This window comes from Paracoccus aminovorans, assembly GCF_001546115.1.
GTDB lineage: Bacteria > Pseudomonadota > Alphaproteobacteria > Rhodobacterales > Rhodobacteraceae > Paracoccus > Paracoccus aminovorans_B.
The window spans coordinates 776736-792099 of the sequence record NZ_KQ955208.1 but is presented as its reverse complement, the minus strand read 5'-3'; the positions used below and the strand labels follow the sequence as shown (position 1 = coordinate 792099).

Annotated in this window: 13 protein-coding genes; 9 read left to right on the top strand and 4 right to left on the bottom strand. The window is 68.3% G+C overall.

Annotated features, from left to right (window positions below):
- Nucleotides 1-78 precede the first annotated feature (78 nt).
- Entirely contained in the window at nt 79-3549 is a 3471-nt protein-coding gene (gene dnaE / locus ASV56_RS04090; protein ID WP_062560893.1) for a DNA polymerase III subunit alpha, read from the top strand.
- Between the two features lie 42 nt (nt 3550-3591).
- On the top strand, nt 3592-4653 hold the full coding sequence (locus ASV56_RS04085; RefSeq protein ID WP_062560892.1) for a hypothetical protein: 1062 nt from the start codon (nt 3592-3594) through the stop codon (nt 4651-4653).
- Between the two features lie 49 nt (nt 4654-4702).
- Here the strand turns inward: ASV56_RS04085 and ilvC are convergent, their stop codons facing one another.
- Nucleotides 4703-5725, bottom strand: a complete 1023-nt coding sequence (gene ilvC, locus ASV56_RS04080; RefSeq protein ID WP_062560891.1) for a ketol-acid reductoisomerase — start codon at nt 5723-5725, stop codon at nt 4703-4705.
- Nucleotides 5726-5852: 127 nt separating this feature from the next.
- Between ilvC and ASV56_RS04075 the strand changes: the two genes are divergently transcribed.
- Both ASV56_RS04075 and ASV56_RS04070 read left to right on the top strand, forming a co-directional pair.
- Nucleotides 5853-6308 carry an Lrp/AsnC family transcriptional regulator gene (locus tag ASV56_RS04075; protein ID WP_062560890.1) on the top strand — a complete coding sequence of 152 codons (456 nt, stop codon included), beginning with the start codon at nt 5853-5855 and terminating at the stop codon, nt 6306-6308.
- Nucleotides 6305-6757: an Lrp/AsnC family transcriptional regulator gene (locus tag ASV56_RS04070; protein ID WP_062560889.1), complete on the top strand. Its 453-nt coding sequence runs from the start codon at nt 6305-6307 to the stop codon at nt 6755-6757. The genes ASV56_RS04075 and ASV56_RS04070 overlap by 4 nt, the downstream gene beginning before the upstream one ends.
- 8 nt (nt 6758-6765) lie before the next feature.
- On the opposite strand, the gene ASV56_RS04065 is transcribed toward ASV56_RS04070, so the two are convergent.
- Nucleotides 6766-7215, bottom strand: a complete 450-nt coding sequence (locus tag ASV56_RS04065) for a GNAT family N-acetyltransferase (protein ID WP_062560888.1) — start codon at nt 7213-7215, stop codon at nt 6766-6768.
- A gap of 129 nt (nt 7216-7344) precedes the next feature.
- On the opposite strand from ASV56_RS04065, the gene ASV56_RS04060 reads away from it, so the two are divergent.
- The 3 genes from ASV56_RS04060 to ASV56_RS04050 all read left to right on the top strand — a co-directional run bounded on the left by ASV56_RS04060 (nt 7345) and on the right by ASV56_RS04050 (nt 9936).
- On the top strand, nt 7345-8646 hold the full coding sequence (locus tag ASV56_RS04060) for an ABC transporter permease (RefSeq protein WP_062560887.1): 1302 nt from the start codon (nt 7345-7347) through the stop codon (nt 8644-8646).
- Complete coding sequence (locus tag ASV56_RS04055; RefSeq protein WP_062560886.1) at nt 8639-9310, top strand: ABC transporter ATP-binding protein; 672 nt, start codon at nt 8639-8641, stop codon at nt 9308-9310. The genes ASV56_RS04060 and ASV56_RS04055 overlap by 8 nt, the downstream gene beginning before the upstream one ends.
- Nucleotides 9311-9519: 209 nt before the next feature.
- Entirely contained in the window at nt 9520-9936 is a 417-nt protein-coding gene (locus ASV56_RS04050; RefSeq protein WP_062560885.1) for a phosphatase PAP2 family protein, read from the top strand.
- A 128-nt stretch (nt 9937-10064) separates the two neighbouring features.
- Here ASV56_RS04050 and ASV56_RS04045 read toward each other — a convergent pair whose 3' ends face one another.
- A complete protein-coding gene (locus ASV56_RS04045; protein ID WP_018000443.1) occupies nt 10065-11189 on the bottom strand; it encodes a TRAP transporter substrate-binding protein in 1125 nt (374 codons plus the stop codon).
- A gap of 198 nt (nt 11190-11387) precedes the next feature.
- Here ASV56_RS04045 and nrdR point away from each other — a divergent pair, with 198 nt between their 5' ends.
- Nucleotides 11388-11852: a transcriptional regulator NrdR gene (gene nrdR / locus ASV56_RS04040; protein WP_062560884.1), complete on the top strand. Its 465-nt coding sequence runs from the start codon at nt 11388-11390 to the stop codon at nt 11850-11852.
- Nucleotides 11853-11866: 14 nt separating this feature from the next.
- On the top strand, nt 11867-12862 hold the full coding sequence (gene ribD, locus ASV56_RS04035; RefSeq protein WP_062560883.1) for a bifunctional diaminohydroxyphosphoribosylaminopyrimidine deaminase/5-amino-6-(5-phosphoribosylamino)uracil reductase RibD: 996 nt from the start codon (nt 11867-11869) through the stop codon (nt 12860-12862).
- A 507-nt stretch (nt 12863-13369) separates the two neighbouring features.
- On the opposite strand, the gene ASV56_RS04030 is transcribed toward ribD, so the two are convergent.
- On the bottom strand, nt 13370-15364 hold the full coding sequence (locus ASV56_RS04030) for a capsular polysaccharide biosynthesis protein (protein ID WP_062560882.1): 1995 nt from the start codon (nt 15362-15364) through the stop codon (nt 13370-13372).

Sequence of the window (15364 nt, the reverse complement as noted above, 5' to 3'; positions counted from 1 at the left end):
TCGTTTTTCGCCCAGTCTTAGCGGCTTTCCGCCGAGTGGCAATTGCACAATCGGGCAGGTCAGCCCTAGATTGCCGCCATGACCGAAAACCTGCCGCGATTCATCCACCTGCGCACCCATTCCGAGCATTCCCTGCTGGAAGGCGCGGTGCCCGTCAAGAAACTTGCTGATCTTGCAGCACAAAACGGCATGCCCGCGGTGGCGCTGACCGATACCAACGCGCTGTTCGCGGCGCTGGAATTCTCGGTCAAGGCCCAGGAATACGGCGTGCAGCCCATCATCGGCTGCCAGGTGACGCTCGCGGCCGAGGTGACGGCGCCGGTGGTGCTGCTGGCGCAGAATGAGGCAGGCTGGCTCAATCTCATGCAGCTGTCGAGCTGCCTCTACCTGCGCGAGGATGCCGCGCTGCCCCATGTCACCCTGGACGAGCTGGAGGCCCATGCCGAGGGGCTGATCTGCCTGACCGGCGGCGCGCTGGGCCCCTTGGGCCTGCTGGTCGCGCAAGGCCGCGTGCCCGAGGCGCGCGCGCTGGCCCAACGGCTCGCCGCCGCCTTCCCGACCCGGGTTTACGTCGAGCTCCAGCGCCACCACGACGCCGAGGGCCGGCCGGTCCCCGAGGAGCAGGCCGCCGAGCCGGGGCTGATCGCGCTTGCCTATGCGCTCGACCTGCCGCTGGTGGCGACGAACGACGTCTATTTCCCCAAGCCCGATCTCTATGCCGCGCATGACGCGCTGATCTGCATCTCGGAACGCGCCTATGTCGACCAGACCGCGCCGCGCCGCCGGCTGACGCCGCAGCATTACTTCAAGTCCCAGGCCGAGATGGCGACGCTGTTCGCCGACCTGCCCGAGGCGTTGGAGAATACCGTCGAGATCGCCCGCCGCTGCGCCTTCGCGGTCAAGAAGCACAAGCCGATCCTGCCGCGCTTCGCGGATGACGAGGTCGAGGAGCTGCGCCGCCAGGCCTGGGACGGGTTGCGCGCCCGGCTCGCGGTCATTCCCCATGCCGTGCCCGTCGCGGAATACGAGGAACGCCTGCGCTTCGAGCTTGGCATCATTGAGCAGATGGGCTTTCCGGGCTATTTCCTGATCGTGGCCGATTTCATCAAATGGGCCAAGGACCACGGCATCCCGGTCGGGCCGGGCCGTGGCTCGGGCGCGGGCAGCCTCGTCGCCTATGCGCTGACGATTACCGACCTGGATCCAATCCGTTACAGCCTGCTCTTCGAGCGGTTTCTCAACCCCGAGCGGGTCTCGATGCCCGACTTCGACATCGACTTCTGCATGGATCGCCGCGAGGAGGTGATCCAATACGTGCAAGAGAAATACGGCCGCGACAAGGTCGGACAGATCATCACCTTCGGCGCGCTTCTGTCCAAGGCGGCGGTGCGCGACGTCGGCCGCGTGCTGCAGATGCCCTTCGGCCAGGTCGACCGGCTGTCGAAGATGATACCGGTCGAGGGCGTGAAGCCGGTCAGCGTCACCAAGGCCCTGGCCGACGAACCGCGCCTGCGCGAAGCCGCCAAGGAAGAGGTCGTCGCCCGCCTGCTGGACTATGCCGCCAAGATCGAGGGGCTCTTGCGCAACGCCTCTACCCATGCCGCCGGGGTGGTGATCGGCGACCGGCCCCTGGACCGGCTGGTGCCGCTTTACCGCGACCCGGCCTCGGACATGCCGGCGACGCAGTTCAACATGAAATGGGTCGAGCAGGCCGGGCTGGTCAAGTTCGACTTCCTCGGCCTGAAAACCCTGACGGTGATCCAGAATGCCGTCGACCTGATCAATACCGGCGGCCGGCCGCTGCATGTCGCCGCCGACGGGCGCCAGCTTTACCAGCCCGCGCCGGGGGCCGAGAACCAGATCAACCTGATCCCGCTGGACGACAAGCCCAGCTACGAGCTGTTCGCCAGCGCCCGCACCGTGGCGGTGTTCCAAGTCGAAAGCTCGGGCATGATGGACGCGCTGCGGCGCATGAAGCCGACCTGCATCGAAGATATCGTCGCGCTGGTCGCCCTCTATCGCCCCGGCCCGATGGAGAACATCCCGACCTATTGCGAGGTGAAGAACGGGCTGAAACCCCTTGAATCCATTCACCCCACCATCGACCACATCCTGGCCGAGACCCAGGGCATCATCGTCTACCAGGAACAGGTGATGCAGATCGCCCAGGTCATGGCCGGCTATTCCCTGGGCGGCGCCGACCTGCTCCGCCGCGCCATGGGCAAGAAGATCGCCGAGGAAATGGCCAAGGAGCGGCCGAAGTTCGTTGATGGCTGCGCGGCGCAGGGAATCGACAAGAAGAAGGCCGGAGAGGTCTTTGACTTGCTTGAGAAATTCGCGAACTACGGCTTCAACAAGTCCCACGCCGCCGCCTATGCCGTGGTCAGCTACCAGACCGCCTGGCTGAAGGCCAACCACCCGGTCGAATTCATGGCCGCGGTGATGAACTGCGATATTCATCTGACCGACAAGCTGGCGATCTATAAACGCGAGGCCGACCGGATGGGGATCGAGACCGTGCCGCCCTGCGTCAACCGTTCCGATGCCACATTCAGCGTGCATCAGGGCCGCATCCACTACGCGCTCGGCGCGTTGAAGGGCGTCGGCGTCGAGGCGATGCGGCTGATCACCCAGGCACGCGGGCCGACACCCTTCCGCGACCTCCACGATTTCGCCCGCCGCGTCGACATGAAGCGCGTCGGCAAGCGCCCGCTGGAAATGCTGGCCCGCGCCGGCGCCTTCGACCTCTTGGAGCCGAACCGGGCCCGGGTGCTGAAGTCGCTCGACGGGCTCGTCGCCTGGTCGGCGGCGGTGCAGGAAGCCGCGGCCTCGCAGCAAAGCTCGCTCTTCGGCGGGGGCGAGGATCTGCCGCCGCCGCGGCCCGTGCCGGCGCCGATCTGGATGCCGGCCGAGAAGCTGGGCGAGGAGCACGCCGCCATCGGCTTCTACCTCTCGGGCCACCCGCTCGACGACTATCAGCCGGCGCTGCGCCGCAAGAACGTGCAGACGCTCTCGGAGGTGACGCAGGCGGCGGCGGATGGCGCGCTGGTCGCCTCGATGGCCGGCACCGTGGCCTTCCGCCAGGAAAAGAAATCCGCCCGCGGCACCCGCTTCGCCTTCGTCGGTCTTTCCGATCCGACCGGGCTTTACGAGGTGACGGTGTTCTCCGACACGCTCGACGCCCATCGCCAGCACCTGGAGCCGGGCGAGAACGTCGTCTTGCAGGTGCAGGTCGAACCCTCGGGCGAGCAGGTGAAGCTGCTGGCGCGCGGCGTCACGCCCTTGGACCAATACGTCGCCGATGCCGGCGCGAACCGGCTTGCGGTCGAGATCGCCGGCGTCGATGCTGTTCCTGGCATCGCCGACGCCCTGGCCCGCATCCTGGCCGAGGTGAACGCGCCGGCCCGGGCGCGCGGCCCGATCGCACTGCGGCTCAAGGACGGCGACGATCTGGTCGATATCGAGATCGCCGCCGATGCCCCCCTGACCACGCCCGCGCGCCAGGCGCTGCGGGTGGTGCCGGGGGTGCTGGAGGTGCTCGAGGAATGATTTTTCAGCTGGCCCAGGGCCGATTCGTTCAGGAGGTTCAGAATGCAATTTCCAACCATCGCGCAGGGCGCCACGCCCGTCGCGGACGGGGCGGTGACGCGCTATGTCTCGCCCGAGGTGCAAAATAAAAGCTGGTTCAACCCGACCCGGCCGGTGATCTTCGTCAACGGCATGCTGAACAGCGGCGCCGACCATCGCGCCAGCGCCGAGGCGCTGTCCCTGATGCTGGGCTGCCCGGTCTTCGGCGTCTACAACAAGAAGGACGGTTTCTGGACCGACCTGTTCCAATGTATCACCGACAAGGCGAAGCTGACGCAGGTCCAGACCTCGAACCTGAACCACAACACCAACTGGATCGCCTTCTTCGAGCAGGTCTGGCAGAAGCAACGCGAAAAGCGCCCGATGCTGACCAAGGAAACCTTTGCGCATGAGATGCTTTCGGGCAACCCGGCGGCGCAATCGCTGTTTGCGCTGTTGATCGGCCAGCCCGGCGGCATGCTCGGCGCGCCGATCTATTGCCACAGCCAGGGCAACCTGGTGACCTCGAACGCGCTGTCGGCGGTGACACTGGTCAAGGGCGCCGGCTCGGTGCGGGGGCTCGAGGTGAACAGTTTCGGCTCGCCCGCGCGCGGCTGGCCGGTCGGGCTGAACCGCGTGAACAACGCCTATACCTTCGACCCGGTCAGCTTCCTCGACCTGACCATGGACCTGTCGAGCTCGAAGGTCGGCTTCAAGGTCGCGCATGGCTTCAGCAATTATGTCGAGCAGGACGGCGAATTCGTCGTCAACCGCTTCCGCACCGGCGGCTGGGGCATGACGGTGAACATGGACGAAAAGGGGCTGGCGAAGTTCTGCGCCGGGCTCGGCACCAACACGCGCCGGCTGCGCGCGATCTTCGACCGGCTGGAAAAGGCGCATTTCACCGACAGCGACGACGTGGCGCTGGAATATGTGGCCCTGCTCACCGACCAGCAGATCGCGGCGCTGCAGACCACCGACCCGGCCTTTACCGCGCAGCTGGTGCGGCTGCTGAAGGCGGGCTACACGGCCGGCGACGAACAGCGCGCCATCGCCCGGCTGCAAGCGGCGCAAGGCGTATCCTGAAATAAAAAAGCCCCGCCAGACGGCGGGGCTTTTCCTTGGGGCAGGGCGCTCAGTTGCGCTCCTTGTCCACCATCTTGCCCTTGCTGATCCAGGGCATCATGGCGCGCAGCTTCTCGCCGACCTTCTCGATCTGGTGTTCGTCGTTGATGCGGCGCGTCGCCTTGAAGGACGGCTGGCCGACGGCGTTCTCCTGCATGAAGTCGCGCACGAACTTGCCGGTCTGGATGTCGGTCAGGACTTCCTTCATGCGCTTCTTGGTTTCCTCGTAGGGCAGGATGCGCGGGCCCGAGACATACTCGCCATATTCGGCGGTGTTCGAGATCGAGTAGTTCATGTTGGCGATGCCGCCTTCGTAGATCAGGTCCACGATCAGCTTCACCTCGTGCAGGCACTCGAAATAGGCCATTTCCGGCTCGTAGCCGGCCTCGACCAGGGTTTCGAAGCCCATGCGGATCAGCTCGACCAGGCCGCCGCACAGCACGGCCTGCTCGCCGAACAGGTCGGTTTCGCATTCCTGGCGGAAGTTGGTCTCGATGATGCCCGAGCGGCCGCCGCCGATGGCCGAGCAATAGCTCAGCGCCAGGTCCTGCGCCTTGCCGGTGGCGTCGTGGTGGACTGCGAACAGGCAGGGCACGCCGCCGCCCTTGGTGTATTCGCCGCGCACGGTGTGGCCGGGGCCCTTCGGCGCCATCATGATGACATCGACGCCCTTTTTCGGCTCGATCAGGCCGAAGTGGATGTTCAGGCCATGCGCGAACGCAATGGCAGCGCCTTCGCGGATGTTGTCATGCACGTATTTCTTGTAGGTCTCGGCCTGCAGCTCGTCGGGCATGGTGAACATGATCAGGTCGGCCCAGGCGGCGGCCTCGGCGATGCCCATGACCTTCAGCCCCTCGGCTTCCGCCTTCTTGGCCGAGCTTGAGCCCTCGCGCAGCGCCACGACGACGTTCTTGGCACCCGAATCGCGCAGGTTCAGCGCATGGGCGTGGCCCTGGCTGCCATAGCCCAGCATGGCGATCTTCTTGTCCTTGATCAGGTTCACGTCGCAATCGCGATCATAGTAAACGCGCATCGGAAACTCCCTCCATTTCGCTGAGAGGGTTGTAGCAAAGCCGCCCAGCGTGTTCCGTGCAATCTTCGCGCTTTCTTTCCCGATGTGGCGAAGATAATAATCAGATACCCGTCAGAGTGAAAAAATCATGCCCGACGCCACCGACCGCCGCATTCTGCGCCAGCTTCTCGCCGAGCCCGACCTCGGCAATGCCGAACTGGCGAGCCGCGCCGGCGTCACCCTGGCGAGCCTGTGGCGCCGGCTGGAAAAACTGCGCCAGACCGGCGTGATCCGCGCCACCGAAAGCCGCATCGACTGGCGCAAGCTCGGCTACGAGGTCCAGGTCAGCCTGCGCTTCACCCTGGACAAGACCCACCCCCGCGCCTTCGACGAATTCCAGGCCGCCGCCCGCCGCGTCCCCGAGGTGACCGAGATCCAGACCTTCCTCGGCTCGGTCGACCTGCGGCTGTCGGTCATCGCCCGCGACATGGCGCATTGGCAGCAGATCTATCGCGAAAGCATCCTGACCCTGCCGCATGTCTCGGACAGCGACGCGCTGATGCTGGTCAGCAACATCAAGGACCGCCAGGAGCTGCCGCTGTGACGCCCGATGCCACCGACTTGGCCATCCTGCGCCTGCTGGCCGCCGATGCCACGCTGGGCGCGGCCGAGATCGGGCGCGATCTGGGCCTGACCCAGCCCGCCGCCTGGCGCCGGATCAAGCGCCTGCGGGATGCCGGCATCATCGCCGGCCGCCGCATCCTGGTCGATACCGCCGCGCTCGGCTTCGGCGTCACCGTCTTCCTGGGCATCCGCCTGGCCGCCAAGGGCCGCACCAGCCTCGAGGATTTCGAGCGCGCCGTGACCGCCATCCCCGAGGTGCAAGTGGTCCAGCACGTGCTGGGCCAGTTCGACTATCGCCTGCGCATCACCGCCCGCGACATCGCCGATTTCGAACGCATCCTGCGCCGCCGCATCATGACCCTGCCCGGCGTCGGCCAGGTCGAGGCGAACGTCATGCTGTCCGAGGAACGCCGTCCCGGTCCTTTGTAAACGGGCCCTTATAGCCGCTTTTCCATATAGACCCGCCGCAAGCCCAGCTCGGTGGCGCGATGCGTCTCGACATACCCCCTTGCGGCATAGATCGCGATGTTCTCGGCCATGATCTCCTGCGTATAAAGCCGCACCACCGGCAGCCCCGCCCGCCGGGCCTGGCTTTCGGCGAAATCCATCAGCAGCCGGCCATAGCCCTGGCCCTGCGCAGTCGGATCGACGGCGACATTGTCCAGCAGCAGATGGCCCGCGCCCGGGATCAGCACCAGCACCCCGCGCACCGCGCCATCGTCCAGCACCCACAGCACGCCCTCGCGCTGCCGGGCGGCGTAATCGTCGCGCATCGGCCCGGGCACCAGCCCGTTCATCGCCACATAGCGGCCATAGGCATCAGCGACGATGCGCGCCGCCGGCGCCACGTCGCCCGGCCCGGCCGGACGGATTTCGGGATCGCGCATCGCCGCTCCTCTCTCGCCCCAAAGCTAGCACGGCGGCCACCCGCCGCAAGCCCGCGCCGTCACGGGTTTGTTGGCTTGCATTGCCGCGCCAGAGTCGCCAATCAGGCGCAAGCAGAACCAAGGTGACAGATGGCCAGTCCGCGCCCGTTTTCCCGTTACGAATTCCTGATCGCCTGGCGCTACCTGCGCGCCCGCCGGGCCGAGGGCGGGGTCAGCGTCATGACCTGGATCAGCCTGATCGGCATCGCGCTGGGCGTCATGGCGCTGATCGCCACGCTGTCGGTGCGCGCGGGCTTTCGCGCCGATTTCATCGACACGCTCCTGGGCGCCAACCCGCATACCACGGTGATGTATTACCCGAGCCAGGTCTATAACGAGCTGACCGAGGAAACCTATGTCACCCCCGGCACCATCCAGGATTACGACGCGCTGGCGCAAAAGATCGCGGCGCTTCCCGGCGTGACCCGGGCCGACCCGGCGGTGCGCGGCAAGGTCATGGCGGCACAGGGCGGCGCCAGCGGGTTGGGCGACGTCTATGGCCTCAGCGCCGAGGCGCTGAAGGCGCTGCCCGGCGTGGTCGATCCCGACCGCGCCATGGGCGACATCGCGGATTACGACAAGGGCGTCGCCATCGGCATCGGCCTGGCCCGCACCCTGGGCGTCGCGGTCGGCGACAGCATCCAGCTGGTCTCGCCCGAGGGGGCGCAGACCGCCGTCGGCACCACGCCCCGGGTCGAGACCTATCCGGTGACCTATATCTTCTCGGCCGGGCGCTGGGACATCGACGAGACCCGCATCTACATGCCCTTCGCCGAGGCGCAGAGCTATTTCAACCGCGACGGCCTCGCCGACGAGATCCAAGTTTATGTCGCGGACCCCGAGCAGGTCGACCGCTGGACGCCCGAGCTGCTGGCGGCCGCGGGCGAGCGCGCCCAGGTCTGGAGCTGGCGCGACGCCTCGTCGAGCTTCCTCTCGGCGCTCGACATGGAGGATGACGTGATGTTCCTGATCCTGTCGATCCTGGTCCTGATCGCGGCGATGAACATCACCTCGGGCCTGATCATGCTGGTCAAGAACAAGGGCCGCGACATCGGCATCCTGCGCACCATGGGGCTGACGCAAGGCGCGGTGCTGCGGGTCTTCTTCCTCTGCGGCGCCTTCACCGGCATCATCGGCACGGCGGTGGGCGTGGTGCTGGGCGTGGCGCTGTCGCTGAACGTCGATCACATCATGGCGGCGCTGAACTGGCTGACCGGCGGCAATGCCTGGCAGCCCGAGGTGCGCGGCATCTATGCGCTGCATGGCGAGCTGCGCGCCTGGGACATCTTTCGCGCCGTGGCGCTGTCGCTGGTGCTGTCCTTCGGCGTGACCATCTTCCCGGCCCGCCGCGCCGCCCGCATGAACCCGGTGGAGGCGCTGCGCTATGAATGACGTGCTGACCCTCGAGCGCATCTGCAAGACCTATGGCAAGGGCGGCCCGGCGCCGGTGCCGGTGCTCTCGGACCTGTCGCTTTCGGTGGCGCGGGGCGAGGTGGTGGCGCTGGTCGCCCCCTCCGGCGCCGGCAAGTCGACGCTCTTGCATATCGCCGGGCTTCTCGACACCGCCGACTCGGGCCGGGTGCTGATCGACGGCCGCGAGTTCAGCGGGCAGGGCGACCGCGCCCGCACCGAGGCGCGCCGGGTCTCGCTAGGCTTCGTCTATCAGTTCCACCACCTGCTGCCGGAATTCTCGGCGGCCGAGAACATCATCCTGCCGCAGCTCGCGAACGGCAGCTCCGACCGTGCCGCGCGGGCGCGGGCTGCCGACCTGCTGGAGCGCGTGGGTCTCGCGCATCGCGCCGGCCACCGCCCGGCGCAGCTCTCGGGCGGCGAGCAGCAGCGGGTCGCCTTCTGCCGGGCGCTGGCCAACGGCCCGGCGCTGCTGCTCGCGGACGAGCCGACCGGCAACCTCGATCCCGCGACCTCGGACAAGGTCTTCGACGTGCTGATGGCGCTGGTGCGCGACACCGGCCTCTCGGCGCTGATCGCGACGCATAACCTCGATCTGGCGTCGCGCATGGACCGGGTGATCCGCCTGGGCGAGGCTCACGCATGACGCCCCGGCGGTGTACGCCCGGTGTACGCACGGTGCACGGGTGCTGCACGGCGGTCACAGCCGAAACCCCAGCAATTGCTGGGCCTGGCGGCTTTGCGTCCCGCACTGTTGCGTCACGCAACGCGCGCAGCCGTTGCGCGGCCCTGCTGGCCGTTGCCCTGACCGCCGCGCCCGCTTCGGCCGACCCGTTCGAGCAATTCGGCACGGCGATGAAATACGGCCTGCCGCTCGCCGCCGCCGCCTGCGCCGCCGACCAGGACCGGTTGGAAGATTTCGCCGTCCGCGGCGTGCTGCAAGCCGCGCTGGTCTGGGGCATGAAGGCCTATTTCGACGGCCAGCCGATCTCGCGCCGGCCCTCGGGCGAAGGCAAGGGCTTCCCCTCCGGCCATACCGCGGCCGCCTTCTTCGGCGCCTCGGACCTGGCCGGAAAATGCTTCAATGACAAACCCTTGGCCGGAGCCGCCGCCTATGGCGCCGCCGGCCTGACCGGTTGGAGCCGCCTCCACGCCGGCGAGCACACGCCCGAGCAGGTCTGGACCGGCGCCCTGATCGGTCTCAGCCTCGGCGCCGCCAGCTTCGGCATCGGCACCGACGGCGCCAGTTTCTCGGTCGGCCTGCGGTTCTGACCCGGCCCGCATATTCTCTTTGGTGCAGAAATATCCCGGGGGAGCGCCTGACGCGCCCCATCGAGGGGCGCGCCAGGCGCGGGGGGCAGAGCCCCCAAGGCCCCGCCTTACCCGTTGTCTTGCAAGGCTTAAATCTTGTCCGCGTTGCGCTGGCGCATCATGAACGTGTCATAGTTGTACTCGGCGATCTGCGTCCAGGTATAATAGTCGTGCCGGAACGCCTTGATCGAATCCCAGATCTTCTTGAACCCCGGATTCGAGCCGTCCAGCTCGGTATAGACCGCGTTCGCGGCCTCGAAACACGCCTCCAGGATCTCGGGCGAGAAGGGCCGCAACTGCGCGCCCTCGGCCACCAACTGCTTGATCGCGGTGGGGTTCTTGTAGTCGTATTTCTGCAGCATGTCGGCATCGACGCCCTGGCAGATCGACGTCACCAGCGACTTGTAATTCTCGGGCAGGCTCTCCCAGGCCGTCTTGTTGAACATGAAATGGACGGTCGGACCGCCCTCCCACCAGCCGGGATAATAGTAATAGGGCGCGACCTTGACGAAGCCCAGTTTCTGGTCGTCATAGGGTCCGACGAATTCGGTCGCATCCAGCGTGCCCTTTTCCAGCGCCGGATAGATGTCGCCGCCGGCCAGCTGCTGCGGCACCACGCCCAGCCGCTCGAGAATGCTTCCGGCAAAGCCGCCGACCCGGAACTTGAGCCCCTTCAGGTCGTCCACGGTCTTGATTTCCTTGCGGAACCAGCCGCCCATCTGCACGCCGGTATTGCCGCCGGGCAGGGCGTGGATGTTCTTGTCGGCCAGGAATTCGTTGTACAGGTCGGTGCCGCCGCCATGATAGGCCCAGGCATTCATGCCCCGCGCGGACAGCGAGAACGGCACCGCCGATCCCAGCGCCCAGGTCGGATCCTTGCCGAAATAATAATAGCCGACCGTGTGGCAGACCTCGACGGAACCCTCGCTGACCGCATCGGCGGCCTGCAAGGCCGGAACCAGCTCGCCGGCGGCAAAGGGCTGGATGACGAACTTGCCCCCCGTCGCCTCTTTCAGCCGGCGCGACAGCTCGTCGGCGGCGCCATAGATCGTGTCGAGCGACTTCGGAAAGGACGAGGTCAGCCGCCACTTGATCTCGGGCATCTCCTGGGCGATGGCAGGGGCGGCAAGCGCGGTCCCGGCCGCCGCCGCCGCACCGCCGACCGTGGCCCGGGTCAGAAAGCCGCGCCGGTCGAACTGGTTCTTGTTCTTCATGGTTTCCTCCGCTTGGCTCGGCCGGTCTCTCGGCCGATTGCGGCGCATGTTGCACCGCCCGCCGCGGCCTGTCGAGACGCGAGTGGCAGTGCCGAGCCCGCGCCGCCGCCCCCGATCTTGTGGCTGCATCATCGCACTACCCAAGTGGTTCGGGGCCGCCTATAGTGACGGGGGTTTGGGGCTTCAGGGAAACAAGGGATGCGCTGTCCGTTCTGCGGGAATGTGGATACCCAGGTCAAGGATTCGCGTCCGGCCGAGGATAACGTGGCGATCCGGCGGCGGCGGTTCTGCCCGGCCTGTGGCGGGCGCTTCACCACCTACGAGCGCGTGCAGCTGCGCGACCTGGTCGTGGTCAAGTCCAGCGGCCGGCGCGAGGATTTCGACCGCGCCAAGCTGGAGCGCTCGATCCGCATCGCCATGCAGAAGCGCCCGATCGACCCCGAGCGCATCGACCAGATGATCTCGGGCATCGTGCGCCGGCTCGAAAGCCTCGGCGACACCGACATCCCCTCGAAGGTCATCGGCGAGATCGTGATGGAGACGCTGGCGCGGATCGACACCGTGGCCTATGTGCGCTTTGCTAGCGTCTACAAGAACTTCCAGGCCGCCGACGATTTCGACAAGTTCGTCAGCGAGTTGCGCCCCGGCGGCGCCGAAGCGTGAACGACGCCCGTCCCATGCGGCACGCGCTGGCGCTGGGCCGGCGCGGTCTGGGCAATACCTGGCCCAATCCGGCCGTGGGCTGCGTGCTGGTGCGGGACGGCCGGGTGGTCGGGCGCGGCTGGACCCAGCCCGGCGGCCGGCCGCATGCCGAGGTCATGGCGCTGGCCCAGGCCGGCGCGGCCGCGTGCGGCGCCACCGCCTATGTCACGCTGGAGCCCTGCGCCCATCATGGCAAGACCCCGCCCTGCGCCGAGGCGCTGGTTCGCGCCGGCGTTGCCCGCGTGGTCAGCGCCCTGACCGATCCCGACCCGCGCGTGGCGGGGCGCGGCCATGCCATCCTGCGCGCCGCCGGCATCGCGGTGACGGAAGGCGTCTGCGCCGCCGAGGCGCGCGAAGCGCAGCGCGGTTTCCTGACCCGCATCACCGCCGGCCGGCCGATGCTGACGCTGAAACTGGCCGGCAGTTTCGACGGCCGCATCGCCACCGCCTCGGGTGAAAGCCAGTGGATCACCGGCGCGCAGGCGCGCCGCCATGTCCATGCCCTGCGGCTGAGCCATGACGCGGTGATGGTCGGCGGCGAGACGGCGCGGGCCGACCGCCCCGGCCTGAACGTGCGCGGCTTCGGCCCGGTCCGGCAGCCGGTGCGCATCGTGGTCTCGGGCCGGGCGCTGCCGGATTTGCCGGCCGAGGGGCCGGACCATGGGCCGCTGTGGCAGGTCTCGGGCGAACCGGCGGGTTTCATGGCCGAACTCGGCGCGCGCGGGCTGACGCGGGTGTTCTGCGAGGGCGGCGGCGTGCTGGCCGCGAGCCTCTTGCGTGCCGGGCTGGTCGACCAGCTGATCGGCCATACCGCCGGCCTGGTGCTGGGTGGCGATGGTCGCGCCGGCGTCGCGGCGCTGGGGCTGCAGCGGCTGGCCGACGCGCCGCGCTTTCGCCTGGTCGAGACGCGCCGGCTGGGCGGCGACATCCTGCATCGCTGGCTGCGCGCCGAGGATGATGGCGGGGCGTGATCGGCGCTCGTAACAGAGCTTCCTGACCTGATTTCGGCCAGTCCAGAGAATTGTTATGGACGGAGGACCAGGCTTCTCGCTCGATGGAAGCAGCTTGCGACCGCCGGTCTCGGGGCGGCATGACGCGACCTGCCGGCGGGCGAATGCTTCCCTGACGACGCGACCACGGGGCATCTGCAAGACGCTTGAAATGCTCGAATTTCCTGCGGGCGGGCCTTGCCGAGGAAGATGCTTGCAAGCGGCTGGGTCGGGCGAGGCTCGGTCCTAGCGCATTGGCCCGGTCAGGTGCCGCCATTCTTCGGCCGCGCGCTTATCCGCTCGGACCGGTTCTGACCTCTCGAGGTCATGGCCTGGCGCATGAGCATCCGGCTTCCGACCTGTTCACCCTGCCAGACGCCGCCCAGCTTACGTCGCGGATGAGGCCGCATGCAGAAGCCGTAGAGCAAGCATCCGCGGCTCCGCCGCCAGTATCACAGCAATGGTTCCCATCAGCGATGCCTGCAACGGCTAGCGCCGCCACAGCCAGGCGTGGGTGCTGAGCGCGCCTTGGGCCTTGGCCAGGAGCCGGATCGAGGGCCCCGCCTGGCCGGCGAAACCGGGGTCGGTCAGGCGCGCCACGGCGGTTTCGGGCGGGCAGGGCAGGCGGCTCGGCGGATCGAAATAGCGCGGATAGGCGATCAGCGCGGCGTGGATCAGCCCGGCCAGGTCGCCTCGCGCCTGGCGCCGCGCCGGCACCGGGCCCAGATCGCACGTCAGCCCCCAGCCGGCATAGAAGGGCGCGCCCAGCGTGGTGACGGCGAGGCCGCGCAGCAACGCCTCGAAGCCCAGGGTCGAGGTCATGGTCCAGACCTCGTCGACCGCGGCCATCAGCGCATCGGCCCCGGCGTTATGGGCCACGACATCGGCCAGCCGGCGCATCTCGGCCTCGGGGATCAGGCCAGGACGAAGCCCGGCCTCGACATCGGGATGCGGCTTGTAGATCAGCACCGCATCGGGATTTTCGGCGCGCACCCGCGCCAGCAGCGCGAGGTTCGTGCGCTCGGCCCCGGCGCCAAGGCGGATCGAGGCGTCGTCCTCGACCTGGCCCGGGACCAGGATGCGCCGCCCGGCGGGCAGCACCGGCAAAGCGCCCGAGAGGTTGTATTTCGTCACGCCCGCGCGCCGCAGCTGTTCGGCCAACGCCAGCGCCCGCTCGCGCCCGCCCGGCGGCAGCGGCTCGGCCATCAGCCGCTCGAACCGGCTCTCGCCGGTCGGGGCGTAGTAGATGCCGAGGTCGTCCGCCACCAGCGACAGCGGCGGCACCAGCGCCGCGCCCAGGCCGCGCGAGCGGATGAAGCCGTCCTCGATCCGCAGGGCCGCGGGCACGGCGGCGGCACGGTTGGCCCAGGCCATCGTCACCCGCGGACCGGGTGTCGCGGTGAAGCGCACGCCCTTGCCGCTGCCGAAAAAGCGCGCGACGAAGGGCCGTTTCCACAGCCGGATGCCAAGCGCCAGATGGCCGTTGCGGTCCTGGCGCCAGGCGCGGGCCTCGGCCTCGATCTGGCGCAGCGCGCCGTCGAAATCGGTCAGCCGGTCCAGGCAGGGGTCATACCAGACCGGCGCCCGCAGGTGGCTGGCCGCGAACAGTGCCTGGATCGGCGCCGGGCTGCGGCGCGCAAAGCGGTGCTGGTCGTCCGACAGGCCCCAGCCGGCATAGAAGGGCTGGCCGAAGATGCGCGGCCGCTGGCCGGCCAGCATCGCCTCATAACCAAGCTGCGAGGACCAAGCATAGACCCGCGCCGCGCCCTGCACCAGGCGCCAGGGCGACACGGCTGCGTCGCAGATCGCCTCGCCCGGGCGCAGGTCGGCGGCGCTGAAATGACCGGGGCGCAGACCGGCGCTGGTCTCGGGATGGGTGCGGATCACCAGCGGCAGGCCGGGGTTTTCATCCCGCGCGGCGGCCAGCATGGCCAGGAAATCGGCCCGGCCTGCCCCCAGCAGCGAGGCGTCGCCGCGGGTCTGGTCGATCACCAGCACATAGCCCGGCGCGGGCGGCGCCAGCTCCGGCAGATGCGCGTTGTATTTCGAGAGATCGGCCGCGATCAGCCGGGCGATGGCGGTGCCGGCGGCATCGTGCAGCGCGGCGGTGGCCGGGTCCTGCACCAGCGTCTCGATCAGCGACGGCGCGCCGGGGTCGAAATGCAGCCCGACCGGGTCGATCAGCAGACCGATGGGACCGCGCCGGGCGACCGGCCCGCGCGCCCGCCCGGGCAGGACCGAGCGCAGGAAGGCGTCCTCGACATGCACCAGCCGGGCGCCGCGCCGGGCGGCGACGCTGCGGCCGCGCCAGGCGGTCGGGCTGTTGCCCCAGATGCCCACCGCATCGCCGGGTCCGGGCAGGCCCAGCCGCGGCACCCAGCCGGCCAGCGTCAGCATGCGGCGCAGGCGCGGCCGGGTCAGGAAACCGCCGTTGAATATGAAAAGCCGCCGGGTCTCCCCGGCGGCCTTGTCGTCAGGATCCAT